This window comes from Ralstonia sp. OTU4908, assembly GCF_038440115.1.
In the GTDB taxonomy this organism is placed as follows: domain Bacteria; phylum Pseudomonadota; class Gammaproteobacteria; order Burkholderiales; family Burkholderiaceae; genus Ralstonia; species Ralstonia pickettii.
Genome location: NZ_JASATD010000009.1, coordinates 16,344 through 34,626, shown reverse-complemented (window position 1 = coordinate 34,626; position 18,283 = coordinate 16,344). Strand labels below are relative to the sequence as shown.

Genomic DNA, 18,283 nt, shown 5'->3' with positions numbered 1-18,283 from the left:
TCTATTTTAGCGAGGAACGCGCACCGGCGTTTTGATCCGGCCATTGCCCACCGCTGCACCGGTCGTGGCCGGCCAGGTCCTGCGCGGTGAAGACGTTGGCGAATCCCGCGCCGCCCAGCAGCGCACGCACAGGTTCGCCTTGGTCGTAGCCGTGTTCGACCAGCAGCCATCCCCCGGAGACAAGCCGCGCCGGCGCCCCGGCGACGATGCTGCGCAGGTGGCGCAGGCCGTCATCGTGGTCGGTGAGGGCGCTGGCGGGCTCGAAGCGCAGGTCGCCCTGGTCGAGGTGCGCGTCGGTGGCGGCGATGTAGGGCGGGTTGCTGGCGATCAGGTCGAAGGCGGGTGGCGCATCGGTTCCGGCCAGCGCGCCGTACCAGTCGCCCAGCGCAGCCTGGACGTTGGTGGCACCGAGCGCCTTGGCGTTGTCGATCGCCACGGCCAGCGCATCGGCGGAGGCGTCGGTGGCCCACACGCGCGCGTCGCGTCGCGCCAGCGCAATGCTGATGGCGATGATGCCGCTGCCCGTGCCCATGTCGAGCACGGCGGGTGCATCGCGTTCTTCGAGGCGGTCCAGCGCCTGCTCCACCAGCACTTCGGTATCGGGGCGGGGGATCAGCACGGCTGGCGTGACCTTGAACGTGCGGCCGAAGAATTCACGTTCGCCGAGCAGATACGCCATCGGCTCGCCGGCCAAGCGGCGCGCCGCGAGTTCGCTGATACGCGCGCGCGCGGCCACGTCGATGGCGCAGGCGTCTTGCGTGATGAGTTGCACACGCGACAGGCCCGTCACATGCGAAACCAGCATGCGCGCTTCAAGCGCAGGCAAGCCCGCGCGTGCCAGCGCCGTCAGCGCGTCGGACACGCGAGCCAGGTTTTCGGGCGGAATGACGGGGGAAGACGACACGGCAACAGACCAGCAGCGAAGATCGGGCGCACAAAATAACACGGGCCCGGCCGATGTGGCGCGGGCCCGCGAGCGGGTCAGTGCGGTTAAGCAGCGCTTATTGCTTGGTTGCGTCCTTGACCTTGTTGGCTGCTTCCTTGGTGGCGTCAGCGGTTTTGTCTGCAGCAACCTTGGCGGCATCGGCCGTCTTGTCGGCTGCGGTCTTGGCAGCTTCCTTGGCCTGCGCCAGCGCGCCCGAAGCGGAGACCTGCGCATCCGAAGCCGCTTGCGAGAGTTCCACCTTGGCAGCGTCCGCGGCCTTGCTCACGGCGGTGCCGGCATTGTCGAGCGCTTGCTTCGCGGCGTCTTTCGATTGTTCCATTGCGCTCTTGGCGGCCTGGTCGGCGGCGTCGTCTTTCTTGCCGCAGGCGGCCAAGCCGAGTGCGAGGGTGGTAGCGACAGTGATGGCCAGCAGTTGGTTACGCATTGCGATTCTCCTAATCGTGATGTTGCCGCGCTTGTTGGTGAGTGCGCCCCCGATGCGACCGGCGACGCACTCGGCGTGATCGAGTTCGATTATAGGAACGCGAGGCCGGGCCGCCATCGCGCAAAGCTGTATCAAACGCAAGCGGATGTTACGAAGCGCGCGCTTTTTAACGATTGAGAGCGTCAGGCGTCGTCACCCAGCGCCGCAAGCTGCTCGGCCTGATGCTCGGCCGCCAATGCGCCGACGAGTTCGTCGAGGTCGCCATCCATGATCGCGTCGATCTTGTACAGCGTCAGGTTGATGCGGTGATCCGTCACGCGCCCCTGCGGGAAGTTGTACGTGCGGATGCGGTCGGAGCGGTCGCCCGAGCCGATCAGGCTCTTGCGTGCGCTGGCTTCCTTGGCTTGCGCCTCGCGCTCCTGGCGATCCTTCAGGCGGGCGGCGAGGACTTGCATGGCGCGGTCCTTGTTGCGGTGCTGGCTGCGGTCGTCCTGGCACTCCACCACCAGGCCGGTCGGCAGGTGGGTGATGCGCACGGCCGAATCCGTCTTGTTGATGTGCTGGCCACCCGCGCCGGACGCGCGGAACGTGTCAATGCGCAAATCCGCCGGGTTGATCTGGATGTCGGCCAGCGCATCGGCCTCGGGCATGATCGCCACGGTGCAGGCTGAGGTGTGGATGCGCCCCTGTGCCTCCGTGGCTGGCACGCGCTGCACACGGTGGCCGCCCGATTCAAACTTCAGGCGCGAGTACGCACCTTCGCCCACCAGCCGCGCGATCACTTCCTTGTAGCCGCCCAGGTCCGACGCCGATTCGCTGACGATCTCCACCTGCCAGCGCTGCCGTTCGGCGTAGCGTGTGTACATCCGCAGCAGGTCGCCGGCAAAGAGCGCGGACTCATCGCCGCCAGTACCGGCACGGATTTCCACGAAGATGTTGCGATGGTCGTTCGGGTTTTTCGGAAGCAGCAGGCGTTGCAGCTCGCCTTCGAGAGACTCCATGCGCTCACGCGCGGCGCGCAGTTCGTCTTCGCCAAACGCCTTCATGTCAGGATCGGCCGCCAACTCCTGCGCTGTGGCGATGTCTTCCTCGGCCCGCTTCCAAGCGGCAAATTGCGCGACCACCGGCTCCAGCTCGGCATGTTCGCGCGTGAGCTTGCGGTATTGGTCGAGGTTGGCGGTGGCGTCTTCACGCGCAAGCAGCGCGTTGATTTCGACGATGCGCTCGGCCAGTTGGTCGAGCTTGGACAGCATGCTGGGCTTCATTCGGGCAGTCGCGGAGGGAAACGCTGGAAGCGAAGGCGGCGCATGATACCGCGCCAGAGGTTGCGTGCCGGAGTGAAAGCGGGCGGCGCGCGAGCGAAGCGCTGGCCGCTAGCGCTCGGAGTGGCTGGACTGGCGGAACAACGCCGGCAACAGGTCGATGAGCTGTTCGCGGCCTTCGCCCTGCGCATGGTTCAGGGCATGCGTCGGGCCGTGGAGGAATTTCTTGGTGAGCGCCTGCGACAGCGCTTCGAGCACCAGCGCCGGATCGTCGCCACGCGCGAGCATGCGCTGAGCGCGTTCCAGTTCACCTTGGCGCAGCGTTTCAGCCTGCGCGTGCAGATCTCGGATGATCGGCACCACGCTGCGCGCATCGAGCCAGTGCATGAAGTTCAGCACGCGCGTTTCGATGATGGCCTCGGCCTGCGCCACGGCGGCCTGCCGCAGCGCGTTGCCCTCGCGCACGATGGCGCCAAGGTCGTCCACGGTGTAGAGGAACACGTCGGACAGGCGTGCAACCTCGGGTTCGATGTCGCGCGGCACCGCCAGGTCGACCATGAACATCGGGCGGTGGCGGCGCTGCTTGATGGCGCGCTCCACGGCGCCCAGGCCGATGATGGGCAGCGTGCTGGCGGTGCACGACACAACGATGTCGAACTCGGCAAGCTTGGTCGGCAGTTCGGCCAGCCGCACGGCGCGGGCGTTCAGGCCCTGATTCGACAACGATTCGGCGAGCTTCTCGCCGCGTTCCAGCGTGCGGTTGGCGATCACCACTTCGCGCGGCGTCTGCGCGGCGAAGTGGGTGGCGCACAGTTCGATCATCTCGCCGGCGCCAATGAACAGGACGCGCTGGTCCGCAATCGATTCGAAGATGCGCTGCGCCAGTCGCACGGCGGCGGCGGCCATCGACACGGAATGCGCGCCGATCTCCGTGGTGCCGCGCACTTCCTTGGCCACGGCAAAGGTGCGCTGGAACAGCTGATTCAGGTACGTGCCCAGGGCGCCCGCCTCGGTGGCGGTGCGCACGGCGTCTTTCATCTGCCCGAGGATCTGGGTCTCGCCCAGCACCATCGAATCGAGCCCGCTGGCCACGCGAAACGCGTGGCGTACCGCCAGCGACTGGCCGAGCGAATACACATGGGGCGCAAGTTCGCCGGGGTCGATGTTGTGGTGCTGTGCCAACCAGCGAATCGCATGCTCGTGCGCGGTCTGCTCGGGCAGGTTGCCGTCGGTGGCGCAGTAGATTTCGGTGCGATTGCAGGTGGAGAGAATGGCGGCTTCTGCCGTGCTTCGGAGGTGCGGCAAATGCTGGCGCAGCGTGCCCAGCGCGGGCTTGAGCTGCTCGAGCGGAAACGCCACCTTCTCGCGCAGGGAAAGCGGCGCAGTGTGGTGGTTGATTCCGAGCGTCAGCAACTGCATGTGGGGCGGCCGGTTAAAGGAACGGCACGAATTTTGAGCACTTCGGATTATAACGCCCGGCCCCCGGATGAGCAGGCGGCAGGTCAAATCTGGTGATATGTATTGAGGAATGTCGATTATTCGTCACGCGCGACGCGCAGTGCGATCGTGGCCTTCTGCACCGTCCTGCGCTAAGGTACGCGTCCAGTTGAATCGCTCAAGGGCAATACGGAGAACAGGCATGGGGTGGATCGGGCCGCTTTGGATCGGGCTGGCGGTGGGCGTGGCGGCGCGTTGGCTGCATCCCGCAGGCAAACGCCTGGGATGGGCGGCTGCGCTGGTAACGGGCGGGCTCGGCGCGTTGCTCGGTTACTACAGCGGCCAATTCGCCCACCTGTATGCCGATGGCCAGATCATGGCGTGGACGGCCGCCGTGGTGGGCGCCATGCTGCTGCCGGCGGCATGGGGCCTGTCGCGCCGCTAGGGCGACGACCGCCACTGCGGCATTCTGGCGCGGCTAGCTTGCGTCCACGCCCGCGGTCCGCGCGTCGCGCGCGGCCAAATAGCCGGCCAACAGCGTTTCCAACCGCTTGAAGTCCACCGGCTTGGTCAGGTGATCGGTAAAGCCCGCGTCGCGGCACCGGGCAATATCGTCTTCCATGCCGTAGCCGGTGATGGCAATCGATGGGGCAGCTTGCCGCTCGGCAAATACGCGCACCACGTCCAGGCCGCTGCCGTCCGGCAGACCAATATCGCTGATCAGCAGATCGAACGCGCCAGACTCCGCGGCTTGCATGGCCGTGCGCGCGCCATTGGCAACGGTGACGGTGTGGCCAAGGATCTCCAGCATCTGCGACATGGCCTCGGCCGTATCGGCGTTGTCTTCCACCAACAGCACGTGCAGGCCGCGCGTCGGTTGGGCGCGTGGCGAGGGCGGCGACGGCGGCGTCTCGGGCTGCACCATCTCGGTGGCCAGCGGCAGCGTGAGTGTGAACGTGGCGCCCTCGTGGCGGCCGGCGCTCTCAGCGATCAATGAACCCTCATGCTTCTGCACCAGCGCATAGGCAATCGCCAGGCCCAGGCCAAGCCCGCCAAAGCGCTGTGTGATCGATGCATCGGCCTGCTCGAACGCCGAGAAGATGCGCGGTAGCGCGTCGGGCTCAATGCCGATGCCGTTGTCCTTCACGGACACGGCCACGGTGGAGGCCGACGGGTTCCAGACGCGCACCTCGATGGCGCCGCCTTCGGGCGTGAACTTGACCGCGTTGCGCACCAGGTTCCAGATCACTTGTTGGATGCGCGCGCCGTCCGCGTACAGCCGGCTGCGGCCCGCCTCGAAGCGCGTCTTGAGCGAGAGCCGCTTGGCCTGCATGTCGTTGCGCGATATCTCCAGCGTGCTCTCCAAAAGCGGATACAGGTCGACCAGCGCAAAGCTCACGGCCAGCTTGCCGCGCGCAATGCCGGTGATGTCGAGCAGGTCGTCGATCAGGCGCGCTTCCAGCTCGGCATTGCGGCGCACGACTTCGAGCTGCGCGACCGCATACGCCGGCAAATCCTGGCGCAGCTCCAGCAGATGCACGGCGGTCAGGATGGGCGTAAGCGGCGTGCGCAGCTCATGCGAGAGCACGGCCAGGAAGTGGTCCTTGGCGTGGTTGGCGGTCTCGGCTTCTTCCTTGGCACGGCGCAGGGCGTCTGCGGCGATGCGCTCTTCCGTCGAGTCGCGGATGATCTTCGAGAAGCCGACCAGTTGCCCCGTCTCGTTGTGGATGGCGGTGACCACGCTGGATGCGTAGAACGGCGTGCCGTCCTTGCGCAGCATCCAGCGGTCGTCGGTGAGGCTGCCTTCGCGGCGCACGCGTTCGAGCTTGCGCTGGAATTCACCGGCCTCGCGCGCGGCTTGCGGGTAGAGAATCTCGGCCGACTTGCCTAGGATGTCTTCACGCGCATACCCGAGAATGCTGCGCGACGCGGCGTTCCACGTACGCACGATGCCCTGCGGGTCGAGCGAGAGCACGGCGTGCTCCTTGAGCGCATTGATCAGCAATCGGAAGTGCGTTTCCGCTTCGCGCAGGGCAGCTTCTGCGGCGATGCGCTGGCGGCGTTCGGCCGCCTCGGCCAGCGCCCGCAGCAGCACCACGGGCAGGCGTTGCAGTCGCTGCTTGATGACGTAATCGGTGGCGCCACGCTTGAGCATGTCCACCGCGTGCTCCTCGCCCAGCGCACCGGATACGAAGATGAACGGCGTTTGCGGTGCCATGCGGCGCGCAATGTCGAGCGCCTCTGCCCCCGTGAACTGCGGCAGCATGTAGTCGGCCAGGATGGCGTCGAAGGTCCGCGCGCTCAGTTGGGCGATGAAGTCGGTTTCGTTGTCGACCAGCGTGATGTCAGCCTGCAGGTTGGCGGTTTCCAGCCGTGCGCGCGTAAGTTCTGCGTCGAGCGGATTGTCTTCGACCAGCAGCAGTTGAAGATTGGGCATGGGGGCGAATGCTCCGGATGGGCCGCTAGCTTGCCGGCAGCAATGTGCGGCGTGCCCGGGTGGAGCCGGGCGGCGGTTCATTGAGCACCGCCCAGAATACGCCCAGGTCGGCAATCGCATCGACAAACGCCCGGAACTCCACCGGTTTGACCACGTAGGCGTTGACGCCCAGTTCGTAGCTGCGCAGCAGATCGGTTTCTTCGCGCGACGACGTGAGCATGACCACGGGCAGGCTCTTGAGCACGGGCGTGGCCCGGATCTCGGCCAGCACTTCCAGCCCGTCGACCTTGGGCAGCTTCAAGTCGAGCAGCACCACGGCAGGGTTGCCCGGCACGCGTTGCGCGTACAGGTTGCGCGCGTGCAGGTAGTCCAGCGCTTCAGCGCCGTCGCGGGTGACGACCACATCGTTGGCAAGCTGGCTGCGCTCCAGCGCCAGCAGGGTCAGCTCGAGGTCGTTCGGATTGTCTTCAACGAGCAGGATGGGTTTGAGCATGGTGACAATGAACGTGGAAAGAACGATCAGGCATCGCGGGTCACGGGCGTGCGGAGGCCGGTCCCGGATGCCGCCAGCGGGTGGGGCGCGCGCGGCAGCGCAAAGTAGAACGTGGCGCCGCGATCAAGCTCGCCCTCAGCCCAGGTGCGGCCGCCGTGGCGATCGATGATGCGCCGCACATTGGCCAATCCGATGCCGGTGCCCTCGAATTCGTCCATGCGATGCAGCCGCTGGAACACGCCGAACAGCTTGGCCACGTATTCCATCGAGAACCCCACGCCGTTGTCGGCAATGCGCACGATGGTTTCTGTGTCAGTCTGTTCGGCGTCGATATGGATGCGCGCCGGCTCGCGGCCGCGTGTGTATTTGATGGCGTTGGAGAGCAGGTTGCGCATCGCCAGTTGCAGGAATGCCGGGTCGGCGCGCACCACGGGCAAGGCGGCGATGTTCCATTCGATGTGGCGCCGCCCCTGGTCTACCGTCAGATCGCGCACCACGCCGCGCACCAGCAGGGCAAGGTCGACATCGGTCAGGTGAAGCGCGCCGCGGCCCATCTGCGAGAAGGTAAGCAGGTCGTCGACGAGCTTGCCCGCAAAACGCGACGACTCGGAAATCGTCTGCAGAAAGTGCCGCCCCCGCTCCGACACGTGCTGGCCCTCCATTTCGTCGAGCAGTTCGGCGTAGCCGGCGATGTGGCGCAGCGGTGCGCGCAAGTCGTGCGATACGGAATACGAAAATGCTTCGAGTTCGTGGTTGGCGCGGCGCAGTTCGCTGGTCAGCTCCGCGGCTTCTTCAGCGCGGCGCAGCACGATGTTCAGGACGGCATAGCGGAACTCCGAGGCAGTTTCCACTTCGCTCGTGCGCCACGGCCGCGACGTGTGTGCGATGTGCTCCTGCCAATGGCGCGTGCGACCCAGAATGTGGTGGCTGTCGTCATCGATGCTCACGTGCGGTGCGTGGTCGCCCGCCCAGCGCACCGTGTGCGGGGTTTCGGGGCGGAACCACAGCACGTAGTGACGATGCAGCTGCGAAACCTGCACGGCCAGCACGCCGCTGGCCTGCGGCAGCAGCGCGGCGCCGTCCGGATAGATACTGGCCAGCCGGTCGGTGTGGAACACCTCGCCGGGGCGCTCCTTGGCAAGCCATTCGGTGAGCCGCAGGATGCTGGCCTCATCGGGCGCTGCGCCGATGCGCACGCATTCGCCCTGGCGCACGATGGCCGCGCCGCTGGCCGAGGCAAAGCGCAGCAGATCGGCAGGATGCTCGATCAGGCCATCCTCGAAATGGTCGCGGTCGGACATCGCGGCCAGCAAGCGCACCAGGATGCGCCGCAGTTCCAGCCGGTGGGCGATTTCTGCGCGGTCTTCCTTCGCTTCGATCTGCAGCGACAGGATCTGTGCCAGGTGTTCACATGCCGTACGCACTTCGAAAGAGAGCGAACAGGGCGTGGCATGGTGGCAGGCGATCAGCCCCCAGAGACTCCCGCGCACGGTCAGTGCCAGCGTGAGGGACGCCCTCGCGCCCATGCCGCGCATGGTTCCCCGCTGCGCTTCGGACGCGGCGCGCAGGGCTGCATAGGTCAGGTCGGTGGCCCGCCCGGTGGACGGATGCAGTGGCGGCACCAGACCTACGGGCGTGTCGTCCACGTCCGCCACCAGACGCAACGGGTTGTGGCTGTACAGGCTGCGCAGTTCGGGCGCCATGCCGTCGCCGCGCCAATGCGTCCCGACCAGCGTGTCGTAAGCAACGTCACGCGCTTCCGCCAGCGCCTGCAAGGAGCCGTCGCTGTCGATCCGGTAGATCGTCACGCGGCCAAAGTTGGTGAGGCGGCGAACCTCGCGTGCAGCCAGGTCGGTCAGGGCATCGATCGTGCCTGCGGCTTGCAGGCTGCCGACGAACGTCCGGACCAGCGGGTACATCGACACAAACGCGCCGTCGGCGGCATGCACGGCAGGTTCGAGCTCAAGAATGAGCGTGCCTTTGTGACGGTGCACCACCGCGTCGAGCGCATGACCGTGCGGCGTCTGCAGCGTACCGATGTAGAGCGGGTGGCCGTCGATGCTCTGCGTGGCCAGCGCGCGCTCCAGCACCTCGCGGCCCGCGGCACCCGTCACATGGTCAACCGGCGCCTGCAGCGCGGCGGCCAGCGGTGTTCCCAGCGCGGTCTCGAGGTTTTCGCTGACCTGTTGGATGCGTAGATCGGGTTCGGACAGGCACAGCAACACTCCGCGCGACTGGATGGCAGCGTTGCTGCCAATTCCGGGCGAGGCGTCGATGTCGTCAACTGCAGACAAGGGCGGGGGCGATTGCGAACTCATGGCGTCGGGCGAGTGCGCCGTCCCAAGCGCCTGATCTAATGCGCCAGGCGGGGGCGGCGGGCTGCCCCGGGCTTCGGGCCTGCCGGGGTTCAGCGTATCCGGTCTGGGCTACGCAACCGGCGTGCCAGGGGCGGCAAAATGGCTCAGCGGCGGGCGTTGGCGAGCGCCAGCGCCGTCCGGTCGATTGCGCTGGCGTGTAAAAAAGTGATGCGGAGTCGCCTCAACGTTACAAGCGCGGGGCGGCATCCGCGAGGCGCGGGGCCGCGTCTTCGGGATTCGACCATGAAAAAAAGCCCCGCGTCGCTTGCGGGGCTTTTCGGGCACTTCGTGCGGGGTCAGACGTTGAACAGGAAGTGCAGTACATCGCCGTCTTTGACAATGTATTCCTTGCCTTCCGCACGCATCTTGCCGGCTTCCTTGGCACCCTGTTCGCCCTTGTACTGGATGTAATCCTCGTACGAGATTGTCTGGGCGCGGATGAAGCCGCGTTCAAAGTCGGTGTGGATGGCCGCAGCTGCGCGAGGGGCTGTGTCGCCGATATGGATCGTCCAGGCGCGCACTTCCTTCACGCCGGCGGTGAAGTAGGTTTGCAGGCCGAGCAGCTTGAAGGCGGCACGGATCACGCGGTTCAGGCCCGGCTCCTCCATCCCGATGTCGGCCAGGAATTCGGCCTTGTCAGCGTCATCCAGGTCTGCGATTTCGGCTTCGATGGCGGCGCACACGGCCACCACCGGCGAATTCGTCTGCGCGGCGTAGTTGCGCACCGCGTCGAGGTGCGGGTTGTTCTCGAAGCCGTCTTCGCGCACGTTGGCAACGTACATGGTCGGCTTGGCGGTGATCAGGCACAGCGGCTTGAGCGTCGCCCACTCGTCGTCGGTCAGGTTCAGGCCGCGCACTGGCTTGGCTTCGTCCAGAACCTTCTGCGCTTTTTCCAGCACGGCGACCAGCTTGGCGGCTTCCTTGTCGTTGCCCGACTTGGCGGCCTTGGTGTAGCGCTGCAGCGCCTTTTCCACCGTAGCCAGGTCAGCGAGGGCCAGTTCGGTGTTGATGACTTCGATGTCAGCGATCGGGTCGACCTTGCCGGCAACGTGAATCACGTTTTCATCTTCGAAACAGCGCACCACGTGCGTGATGGCATCCGTCTCACGGATGTTGGCCAGGAACTGGTTGCCCAGGCCTTCCCCTTTGGAGGCGCCCGCCACGAGGCCTGCAATATCGACGAACTCGACCACCGCCGGCAGCACCCGCTCGGGCTTGACGATGTCGGCCAGTGCCTGCAGACGGGCGTCCGGCACTTCCACCACGCCGACGTTGGGCTCGATCGTGCAGAACGGGTAGTTCTCGGCGGCGATGCCGGCTTTGGTCAGGGCATTGAACAGGGTCGACTTACCGACGTTCGGCAGACCGACGATGCCGCATTGGAGGCTCATGGTGAAAAAGGCTCTGAATCAAGGGGTTGCGTGACGCGGGAGGCTGCAGCAGCACAGTGGAATCCGGGCTGGGGGCGTCGTTCACGGAAAGGCGTGATTGTAACCGCTCTGGGTGGGGTCCAGCCCTGCAATGCCTCCGTCGGCGCATAGCTTCGGGCCGGGGAGCTGGCGCCCGCCCAGAGAGCGTTACGACCCCGTTACGCGTTACGTTCCAGAAACGTAACAACTTCGACTCGCAAGGCCATGTTTCAGGCCTGCGTTGCCCGTTGCCGCACACCCTCCGTATTCTGTAAAACCAAGCCAGGAAAGGGTTTGGCGGCATTTCGGGTGGCTGGGAAACGGCTGGGCATCCCCGGGCACGCCTATTGCACTGCTTGCCACAAACAACACATCTAATATCGGAGCACAGCATGTCCTGGACCGTCGCCACCGCCGCCCGCCCGATCCATACGGTTTCCGACAGCGCCGGCCTGTTCGCCTGCTACGAGGCCATCGCCAGCCTGTCCGAAGACATGGTGGATGCTGCAGAACGCGGCGACTGGGACGAAGTGAGCTTGCTGGAGCGCGAATGCGCGGCGCACATGGAGCGCTTGGGCCACGGTCTGCGCCCGGCCTTGTCGCACGAAGAAATACAGCGCAAGCGCGACCTGATGATGCGCATTCTGGCCAACGACGCCCGTGTGCGTGCGCTGGTCTGTCCGCGCCAGGATGAATTGATGCGCCTGGTCAGCGGGGAGCGCCGCGCCATCGGCGCACGTCAGGCCTACGCCGCCGTCTCGTACTACTGAGCGGCAGCCGGCTTCCGGAGCCGGACCCGATTCAGCGGTCGGCCCGCAATTCCCCCCACGACATCAGCACCCGCTGGATGCTGCGCGCATAGGCGTCGCGGTGGGCGGGCGTTTCGGAGTGATACGCGCCGATGGCCCGCCATGTGTTTCCGTGGCGAACCATTTTTTGCTTGAGCAGCCAGGCCGCCACGAATACGTTCACGCAAGCGTCGGTCAGCGCGTGGCGCGGCACGCCATAGCGCGCCAGCGTGCCGAAGTGGATCGAGTTGATCTGTGCCTGGCCGATGTCGACCGAGCCGTCAGCGTTGCGATGGATGGCGCCCGCATCGCCCTTCGATTCAAACCACACGATCGCGCGCAGCACCGTCGGGTTGACGCCCTGATAGGTCCCGGCCTGCTCGAAGCAATCACCCGAGGCGGCGTGCGCTGCAACGCTGGAAGCAGCTAGCAAAAGGGCCCCGGCAAGGCGGCACCAGTTCAAGCAAAGAAGGCGGGCGAGGGGCATGACGGCTCCGGCGGAGATCGTGGATTACTTCTGCAGGGCCACTTCAAGCTGTCGCTCGATACCGGCCAGATACGTGTGCGATGCCTCCGACACCACCATGCGCGGTACCGGCTCGGTCGCCTTGCGCCACTGCGTTGTCACAACCTTGCGCTTGCTGCCACGCGAGTGTGCGGCCGGCGCAGCCTCGATTTCGGCACCGCCGCTGGGCGGCAGCATCGCCAGCGAGGGCAGGGGCGGATAGACGCGGTCGGGCGCGGCGGCCGTCGCCGGCATCAGTGCATCGGGCGGCGCGGCAAAAGCCGAGGCGGCCGGTACCGTCAGCAGGCCGACGGTGAGCGGGAAGAGCAGATGGGTCATACGCATGACGTTCCTCTTAGTCCTGCATGCGGATCGTCACGCTGTAAGGCTGGCTGGCGCTGACGGTGAGGTTTTCCAGGCGGACAGAGCCGGCGCGCTGGGCCGGCACGCCGTTCCACAGCGCCTGGTTGAGATAGCGGAAATCCTGTGCCAATGCGGCCACCTGGATCGTCGCCGGGCGTTTTTGCGCTGCGGCCAACGCACCGGCCTTGGTCAGCACAGCGGTCAATTGCGGATCGTGCGCGCCCAGCGCATCGGGCGGGATGACGAACGTCATGACTTCACCCGTGGGCGCGGAGCGGGCCACCGGGGCAGGCGTCTGGGCGGGCATTTGCGCACAGCCGGCCAGGGCCAGCAGCGCGGCCAGGGTCAAAGATGCGGCAGAGCGTTCGGAAAAAGTCCACATGGCGATGAGAAATGCGTGGATCGGACCCGCACTGTATCGGCGGCCCGAGCCCTTCAAAACGTCGAATTGCCCGGCTTTTATCGTCCATCCCGGCGTATGACTTGAGCGCGGGAAGCTGAGGTGCAAATGGCGTCACTTCGCGGGTTTGCAGATAGCGACGTCATTCGCACATATGCGGCGCACATGGCACATATGTGCAGCCGATATGCTTCGGACACGCGAAGGATTTGAAGTGACTTTCCCGCCTCTTCAGGGGCGAGATTCATCCACACCGAGCCCGTATGCGGCGGCGCCCCTATCTGTCGCGACACTTTTGCGCGCCCGCAAGGCTGCAACACCCCCCGCCGCTATAATCGGCCCACCATGAATACACCCGCGTTTTCCTCTTCGAAGGCGGCTTCCCGGGAGGCAGCGCCTTACCACTTGGCCGTGGTGGGCGGCGGCATCGTCGGGCGCGCCTGCGCGCTGCGGCTGGCGCAGATCGGCTTGCGCATTGCGCATATCGCGCCACCCGCCCCAGCCGCCACACCCGCCGGGCCGGACGCGTGGGACGCACGTGTTTACGCGTTCTCGTCCAGCTCCCAGGCGTTGCTCGAGCAATTGCGCATCTGGCCGGCGCTCGACATGACGCGCGTGCAGCCGGTGCACGACATGCGTATCTTCGGCGATGACGCCGCCGCGCGCGGCGAGCACGCCCACCCCGACCTGCACTTTTCCGCCTACGCCGCCGGCACGCCGCAACTAGCGTGGATTGCCGAATCGTCGCTGGTCGAGCGCGCGCTGGAAACCGCGCTGCGCTTTGCCCACACGGTGCAGACGTTCGCGCATGCCGCCACCGGTTTCGAAATGGAAGCCGACGCCGTAAAGCTCACGCTGGCCGACGGCCAGACGATCCGCGCGGAATGCGTGATCGGCGCCGACGGCAAGCATTCGTGGGTGCGCGAGCAGGCCGGCATCCAGGCTGAAGCGAAACCGTATGGGCAGCTTGGTGTGGTGGCCAACTTCCAGGCCGAGCACTGGCATCAGGACACCGCGTGGCAATGGTTCCTCGGTGCATCCGCCGAGCAGGCGGCAGCGCCGGGTGACGGCCCCCCCGTACGCGGCGAGATCCTCGCGATGCTGCCGTTGCCCGATCGGCGTGTGTCGATGGTGTGGTCTGCCAGCGAAGAGCACGCCCGCGAATTGCTCGCGCTGTCGCCCGAGGCGCTGTGCCGTGCCGTGGAAGCCGCGGCGGGTGGCGCCGTCGCCGCACGCTTCGGGCGCTTGTCGAACATCACGCCTGCGCAGGGTTTCCCGCTCGTGCTGCAGCACGCCAGCCGGGCCGTCGCCCCGCGCGTGGCGCTGGTGGGCGATGCGGCCCATGTGATCCATCCGCTCGCCGGGCAGGGCATGAACCTCGGGCTTCGGGATGTGTCCGAAATCGGCCGGGTAATGGCGGAACGTGAAACCATGCGCGATCATGGCGATCTGAGGTTGCTGCGCCGTTACGAACGTGCCCGCCGCGAAGACCTGCTTTCGCTCACGGCCGCCACCGACGGTCTGCATAAACTGTTCGCCCTGCCGGGGGCGCTGCCCCGCACGGTACGCAACGCGGGGATGCGCATGGTGGGCATGACGCCATTTATCAAACGCTTGTTGATCAAGCACGCACTCGGCTGAGGCAATCTCAGCGGATTTGTGGTTTTTCGGGGTTCCAGGAGTCGTTATGTCGTTTCGTATTCGGGTGGCGGCCATCGCCTCTGCGGTGGCTGTTGCGGCCATTGGCGCGGGCTATGTCTTGAGCGCCGGTGCCGCCGAGCCCGCCTTGGACAAGGTCAAGGCCACCGTACAGAAGGCCCTGGGCCCGAACGTGGAGATCAAGAGCGTCGCCAAGTCGCCGCTCGCGGGCCTGTACGAGATCAACCTCGGCAGCCAGGTCGTCTACAGCGATGCCACCGGCCGCTACGTGCTCAACGGCGACCTGCTCGACACACAGACCGCCACCAACCTCACGCAGGAGCGCCTGGCCGAGTTGAACCGCGTGAAGTGGTCCGACTTGCCGCTGGACCGCGCCGTGAAGTGGGTCAAGGGCAACGGCGCACGCAAGATCGCCGTATTCTCCGATCCGAACTGCCCGTACTGCCACAAGCTGGAACAGATGCTGACGCAGGTCGACAACGTCACGGTCTACACCTTCCTGTTCCCGATCCTGTCGGAGGACTCAAACACCAAGGCCAAGCAGATCTGGTGCTCGGCCGACCGCGCCAAGGCTTGGCGCGACTGGATGACCGCCAAGACCGCCCCGGGCGGCGCCGGCACCTGCGATACACCGCTCGAGGCCAACCTGAAGCTCGGCCAGCAACTGAACGTGACCGGCACGCCGGCCATCATCTTCCCGGATGGCTCGCGGGCGCCGGGCCTGATCGATGCGGCCACGCTGGAGCGCAAGTTCGCCGCGCTCAAGAAGTCGTAATTCGCACGCAGGAAGCGCCGGTCGATCCGGCGCTTTTTCTTTGGGCGCTTGCATTGAACTCACCTTTGGAGACTTGGTATGTCGTTTCGCGCGCTGATGCTTGAAAAGCAGGATGGCGGCCCGCTGGCCCACATCGTCGACCTCGATGACGCGGCGTTGTCCACACCCGAAGCGCTTGCCAACGACGTCACCGCCGGTGACGTGCTGATCCGCGTGGACTGGTCGACCATCAATTACAAGGACGGCCTGGCCATCACCGGCAAAGGCCCTGTCGTGCGCAAGTGGCCGATGGTGGCCGGTATCGACGGCGCGGGCGTCGTGCTCGAATCCACGCACGCGGATTGGCGGACCGGCGATGCGGTCGTGCTCAACGGCTGGGGCGTCGGCGAGACGCATTGGGGGTGCCTCGCCCAGCAGGCGCGGCTTTCCGGCGATTGGCTGGTGGCATTGCCGGCGGGGCTCGATGCGCGGCAGGCCATGGCGATCGGCACGGCGGGTTACACGGCGATGCTTTCGGTGCTGGCGTTGGAGCGTGCCGGCGTGAAACCGGGCGACGGCGAGGTGCTGGTGACCGGCGCGTCGGGCGGCGTGGGCTCGATCGCCATTGCGCTGCTCGGCAAGCTGGGCTATCGCGTGGTGGCGTCGACCGGGAAGACCAATGAGGCCGATTTCCTGCAGGCGCTGGGCGCGACGGATGTCATTGACCGCGCCGAGCTTTCCGCCCCCGGCAAGCCGTTGCAGAAAGAGCGCTGGGCGGCGGTGGTCGATTCGGTGGGCTCGCACACGCTGGTCAACGCGTGCGCACAGGTGCGCTATGGCGGCGTGGTCACGGCTTGCGGGCTGGCGCAGGGCATGGATTTTCCGGCCACCGTCGCGCCGTTCATCCTGCGTGGCGTGACCCTGTGCGGGATCGACAGCGTGATGGCGCCGCGTGCGCTGCGCCAGACCGCATGGCAGCGCCTCGCCGCCGATCTGCTGCCGGATCGCCTGGCCGCCATCACGCGCGAAGTGACGCTTTCCGAGGCCATCGACGCTGCACACGACATCGTGGCGGGCAAGATGCGCGGGCGGGTCGTGGTCGACGTCAACCGATAGGCTGGCAAGCCGGTTTGCGGACGATTTGCCTTCGGCAGCATGGGACGGCAACGCTACAATGTCCGCCATGAAGCCGATCCGCTACACCATCGCCCCCGCCGCGCCCGAGGCGCACGTTTTCACCGTCACCGTCACGGTTGACGCGCCTGACAGCCAAGGCCAGCGATTTTCGCTGCCGGCGTGGATTCCGGGCAGCTACATGATCCGCGAGTTCGCGCGCAACATCGTGCGGATCGAGGCGTCGTCCGCCCACAGGCCGGTGCGCCTGACCAAGGTCGACAAGCACACGTGGTGGGCCGCACCGTGTACCGGGCCGCTGACGATTTCCTACGACGTCTATGCGTGGGACTTGTCGGTGCGCGCCGCGCATCTGGATACCACGCACGGCTTCTTCAACGGCACGTCGGTGTTCCTGCGTGTGGAAGGCGCGGATGACCAGCGTTGCCTGGTCGACATCCAGCCGCCCGCCGGAGATGCCTACCGCGGCTGGCGCGTGGCCACCGCGCTGCGCGAGGCCACTGGGCGCATCGCGGGCAAGGCCGGCGCCAAGCGCTACGGCTTTGGCTGGTACGAAGCGGCAAATTACGATGAGCTGATCGACCACCCGGTGGAGATGGGCACGTTCGAGCTGGTGTCGTTCGAGGCCTGCGGTGCACAGCACGACGCCGTCTTTACGGGCCGCGTGCCGAATCTTGATCTGGAACGCATCGCCCGCGATTTCAAGCGCATCTGCGAAGCGCAGATCCGCCTGTTCGAGCCGCAGACCGCCACGGCGCCGTTCCTCGACAGCAACCGGCGCTACGTCTTCATGACGATGGTGACCACCGACGGCTATGGCGGCCTGGAACACCGCGCCAGCACCGCATTGATGTGTGCGCGCGCCGATCTGCCCGTGACCGGCCGCGATGAGACCACCGAGGGCTATCGCACCTTCCTGGGCCTCGTCAGCCACGAGTATTTCCATACCTGGAACGTCAAGCGCATCAAGCCGGCCACCTTTGTGCCGTACGCGCTCGATCGCGAGGTCCACACGCCGCTGCTGTGGCTGTTTGAAGGCTTCACGAGCTACTACGACGATCTGATGCTGGTGCGCTCGGGGCTGATTTCCGAAGCGCAGTATCTGGAGATGCTCGGCAAGACGTGGAACGGCGTGCTGCGCGGCAGCGGCCGCCTGAAACAGAGCGTGGCCGAAAGCTCCTTCGACGCCTGGACGAAGTACTACCGCCAGGACGAAAACGCCCCCAACGCCATCGTCAGCTACTACACCAAGGGCTCGCTCGTGGCGCTGGCGCTCGACCTCACGATCCGCACGCAGACCCACGGCGAACGCTCGCTCGACGACGTGATGCGCGCCCTGTGGGTGACGTACGGCCGTGATTTCTACGCCGCGGGCCACGCGCAGCGCGGCGTGACCGAAGCCGGGCTCATCACCCTGATGGAAGAGACCACCGGTGTGCGCCTGCGCACGCTGGTCCGCCAGTTGACCGAGGGGCGCGACGACCCGCCGCTGCCGGCGCTGTTCAAGGCGATGGGCGTCAGCGCCACGCGCAAGGCGGCAGACCCCGCGCTTGCCCTGGGCGTCAAGATCGGCGCCGAGAACGGCTACGTCAAGCTGCAGCAGGTCTTCGACGACAGCCCCGCGCAGCAAGGCGGTCTGTCTGCAGGCGACCTGGTCGTCGCGGTAGACGGCCTGCGTGTGCCGACCGGCCAGCTCGACAAGATGCTCGCGCGCCACCGCGCCGGCGACACCGTTCCCGTGCATGTGTTCCGTCGCGACGAATTGATGCAGCTTGACGTAACGCTCGCTGCCGACGCCACGCCGCAGTTCACGCTGGCGCTCGCGTCCGAGCCGTCGCCGCTGCGCTCGGCATGGCTCGGCAAACGGGCAGCGGCGCGCAGCACGCGCGCGGCACGCGGTAAGTCAGCCTGACGC

The 18,283-nt window shown here is 66.3% G+C and carries 17 protein-coding genes; 6 read left to right on the top strand and 11 right to left on the bottom strand.

Annotated features, from left to right (window positions below; translation table 11 throughout):
• Position 1 precedes the first annotated feature (1 nt).
• The 4 genes from prmC to hemA form a co-directional block, all read right to left on the bottom strand.
• Positions 2–904 (bottom strand): peptide chain release factor N(5)-glutamine methyltransferase, encoded by a 903-nt coding sequence (gene prmC, locus AAHM38_RS10195; protein ID WP_012763059.1) that lies wholly within the window; start codon positions 902–904, stop codon positions 2–4.
• A 97-nt stretch (positions 905–1,001) separates the two neighbouring features.
• Complete coding sequence (locus AAHM38_RS10190) at positions 1,002–1,370, bottom strand: hypothetical protein (RefSeq protein ID WP_012763058.1); 369 nt, start codon at positions 1,368–1,370, stop codon at positions 1,002–1,004.
• Between the two features lie 182 nt (positions 1,371–1,552).
• Positions 1,553–2,635: a peptide chain release factor 1 gene (gene prfA, locus AAHM38_RS10185; protein WP_012763057.1), complete on the bottom strand. Its 1,083-nt coding sequence runs from the start codon at positions 2,633–2,635 to the stop codon at positions 1,553–1,555.
• Positions 2,636–2,743: 108 nt separating this feature from the next.
• Positions 2,744–4,051, bottom strand: a complete 1,308-nt coding sequence (gene hemA, locus AAHM38_RS10180) for a glutamyl-tRNA reductase (RefSeq protein ID WP_009241981.1) — start codon at positions 4,049–4,051, stop codon at positions 2,744–2,746.
• A 220-nt stretch (positions 4,052–4,271) separates the two neighbouring features.
• Here hemA and AAHM38_RS10175 point away from each other — a divergent pair, with 220 nt between their 5' ends.
• Entirely contained in the window at positions 4,272–4,514 is a 243-nt protein-coding gene (locus AAHM38_RS10175) for a GlsB/YeaQ/YmgE family stress response membrane protein (protein ID WP_012763056.1), read from the top strand.
• Between the two features lie 33 nt (positions 4,515–4,547).
• Here the strand turns inward: AAHM38_RS10175 and AAHM38_RS10170 are convergent, their stop codons facing one another.
• From AAHM38_RS10170 to ychF, 4 genes are all read right to left on the bottom strand, one after another.
• Complete coding sequence (locus tag AAHM38_RS10170) at positions 4,548–6,506, bottom strand: hybrid sensor histidine kinase/response regulator (protein WP_012763055.1); 1,959 nt, start codon at positions 6,504–6,506, stop codon at positions 4,548–4,550.
• 25 nt (positions 6,507–6,531) lie between these two features.
• Positions 6,532–6,999: a response regulator gene (locus AAHM38_RS10165; protein WP_009241984.1), complete on the bottom strand. Its 468-nt coding sequence runs from the start codon at positions 6,997–6,999 to the stop codon at positions 6,532–6,534.
• A gap of 26 nt (positions 7,000–7,025) precedes the next feature.
• Positions 7,026–9,317 carry an ATP-binding protein gene (locus tag AAHM38_RS10160; protein WP_012763054.1) on the bottom strand — a complete coding sequence of 764 codons (2,292 nt, stop codon included), beginning with the start codon at positions 9,315–9,317 and terminating at the stop codon, positions 7,026–7,028.
• Between the two features lie 335 nt (positions 9,318–9,652).
• Positions 9,653–10,747, bottom strand: a complete 1,095-nt coding sequence (gene ychF, locus AAHM38_RS10155) for a redox-regulated ATPase YchF (RefSeq protein ID WP_065856156.1) — start codon at positions 10,745–10,747, stop codon at positions 9,653–9,655.
• A 410-nt stretch (positions 10,748–11,157) separates the two neighbouring features.
• Between ychF and AAHM38_RS10150 the strand changes: the two genes are divergently transcribed.
• A complete protein-coding gene (locus AAHM38_RS10150) occupies positions 11,158–11,535 on the top strand; it encodes a flagellar protein FliT (RefSeq protein WP_004636652.1) in 378 nt (125 codons plus the stop codon).
• 31 nt (positions 11,536–11,566) lie between these two features.
• Here AAHM38_RS10150 and AAHM38_RS10145 read toward each other — a convergent pair whose 3' ends face one another.
• From AAHM38_RS10145 to AAHM38_RS10135, 3 genes are read right to left on the bottom strand one after another with little or no spacing between them, the layout of a single operon-like run.
• A complete protein-coding gene (locus tag AAHM38_RS10145; RefSeq protein ID WP_012763052.1) occupies positions 11,567–12,040 on the bottom strand; it encodes a lytic transglycosylase domain-containing protein in 474 nt (157 codons plus the stop codon).
• A gap of 24 nt (positions 12,041–12,064) precedes the next feature.
• Positions 12,065–12,403: a hypothetical protein gene (locus AAHM38_RS10140; protein ID WP_012763051.1), complete on the bottom strand. Its 339-nt coding sequence runs from the start codon at positions 12,401–12,403 to the stop codon at positions 12,065–12,067.
• Between the two features lie 10 nt (positions 12,404–12,413).
• Positions 12,414–12,803 (bottom strand): hypothetical protein, encoded by a 390-nt coding sequence (locus AAHM38_RS10135; protein WP_012763050.1) that lies wholly within the window; start codon positions 12,801–12,803, stop codon positions 12,414–12,416.
• A gap of 363 nt (positions 12,804–13,166) precedes the next feature.
• Here AAHM38_RS10135 and AAHM38_RS10130 point away from each other — a divergent pair, with 363 nt between their 5' ends.
• The 4 genes from AAHM38_RS10130 to AAHM38_RS10115 all read left to right on the top strand — a co-directional run bounded on the left by AAHM38_RS10130 (position 13,167) and on the right by AAHM38_RS10115 (position 18,280).
• On the top strand, positions 13,167–14,462 hold the full coding sequence (locus AAHM38_RS10130; RefSeq protein WP_012763049.1) for a UbiH/UbiF family hydroxylase: 1,296 nt from the start codon (positions 13,167–13,169) through the stop codon (positions 14,460–14,462).
• A gap of 46 nt (positions 14,463–14,508) precedes the next feature.
• Positions 14,509–15,255 carry a DsbC family protein gene (locus AAHM38_RS10125; protein ID WP_012763048.1) on the top strand — a complete coding sequence of 249 codons (747 nt, stop codon included), beginning with the start codon at positions 14,509–14,511 and terminating at the stop codon, positions 15,253–15,255.
• 78 nt (positions 15,256–15,333) lie between these two features.
• A complete protein-coding gene (gene acuI / locus AAHM38_RS10120; protein WP_012763047.1) occupies positions 15,334–16,350 on the top strand; it encodes an acrylyl-CoA reductase (NADPH) in 1,017 nt (338 codons plus the stop codon).
• Between the two features lie 67 nt (positions 16,351–16,417).
• Positions 16,418–18,280: a M61 family metallopeptidase gene (locus AAHM38_RS10115; protein WP_041668544.1), complete on the top strand. Its 1,863-nt coding sequence runs from the start codon at positions 16,418–16,420 to the stop codon at positions 18,278–18,280.
• Positions 18,281–18,283: the final 3 nt, after the last annotated feature.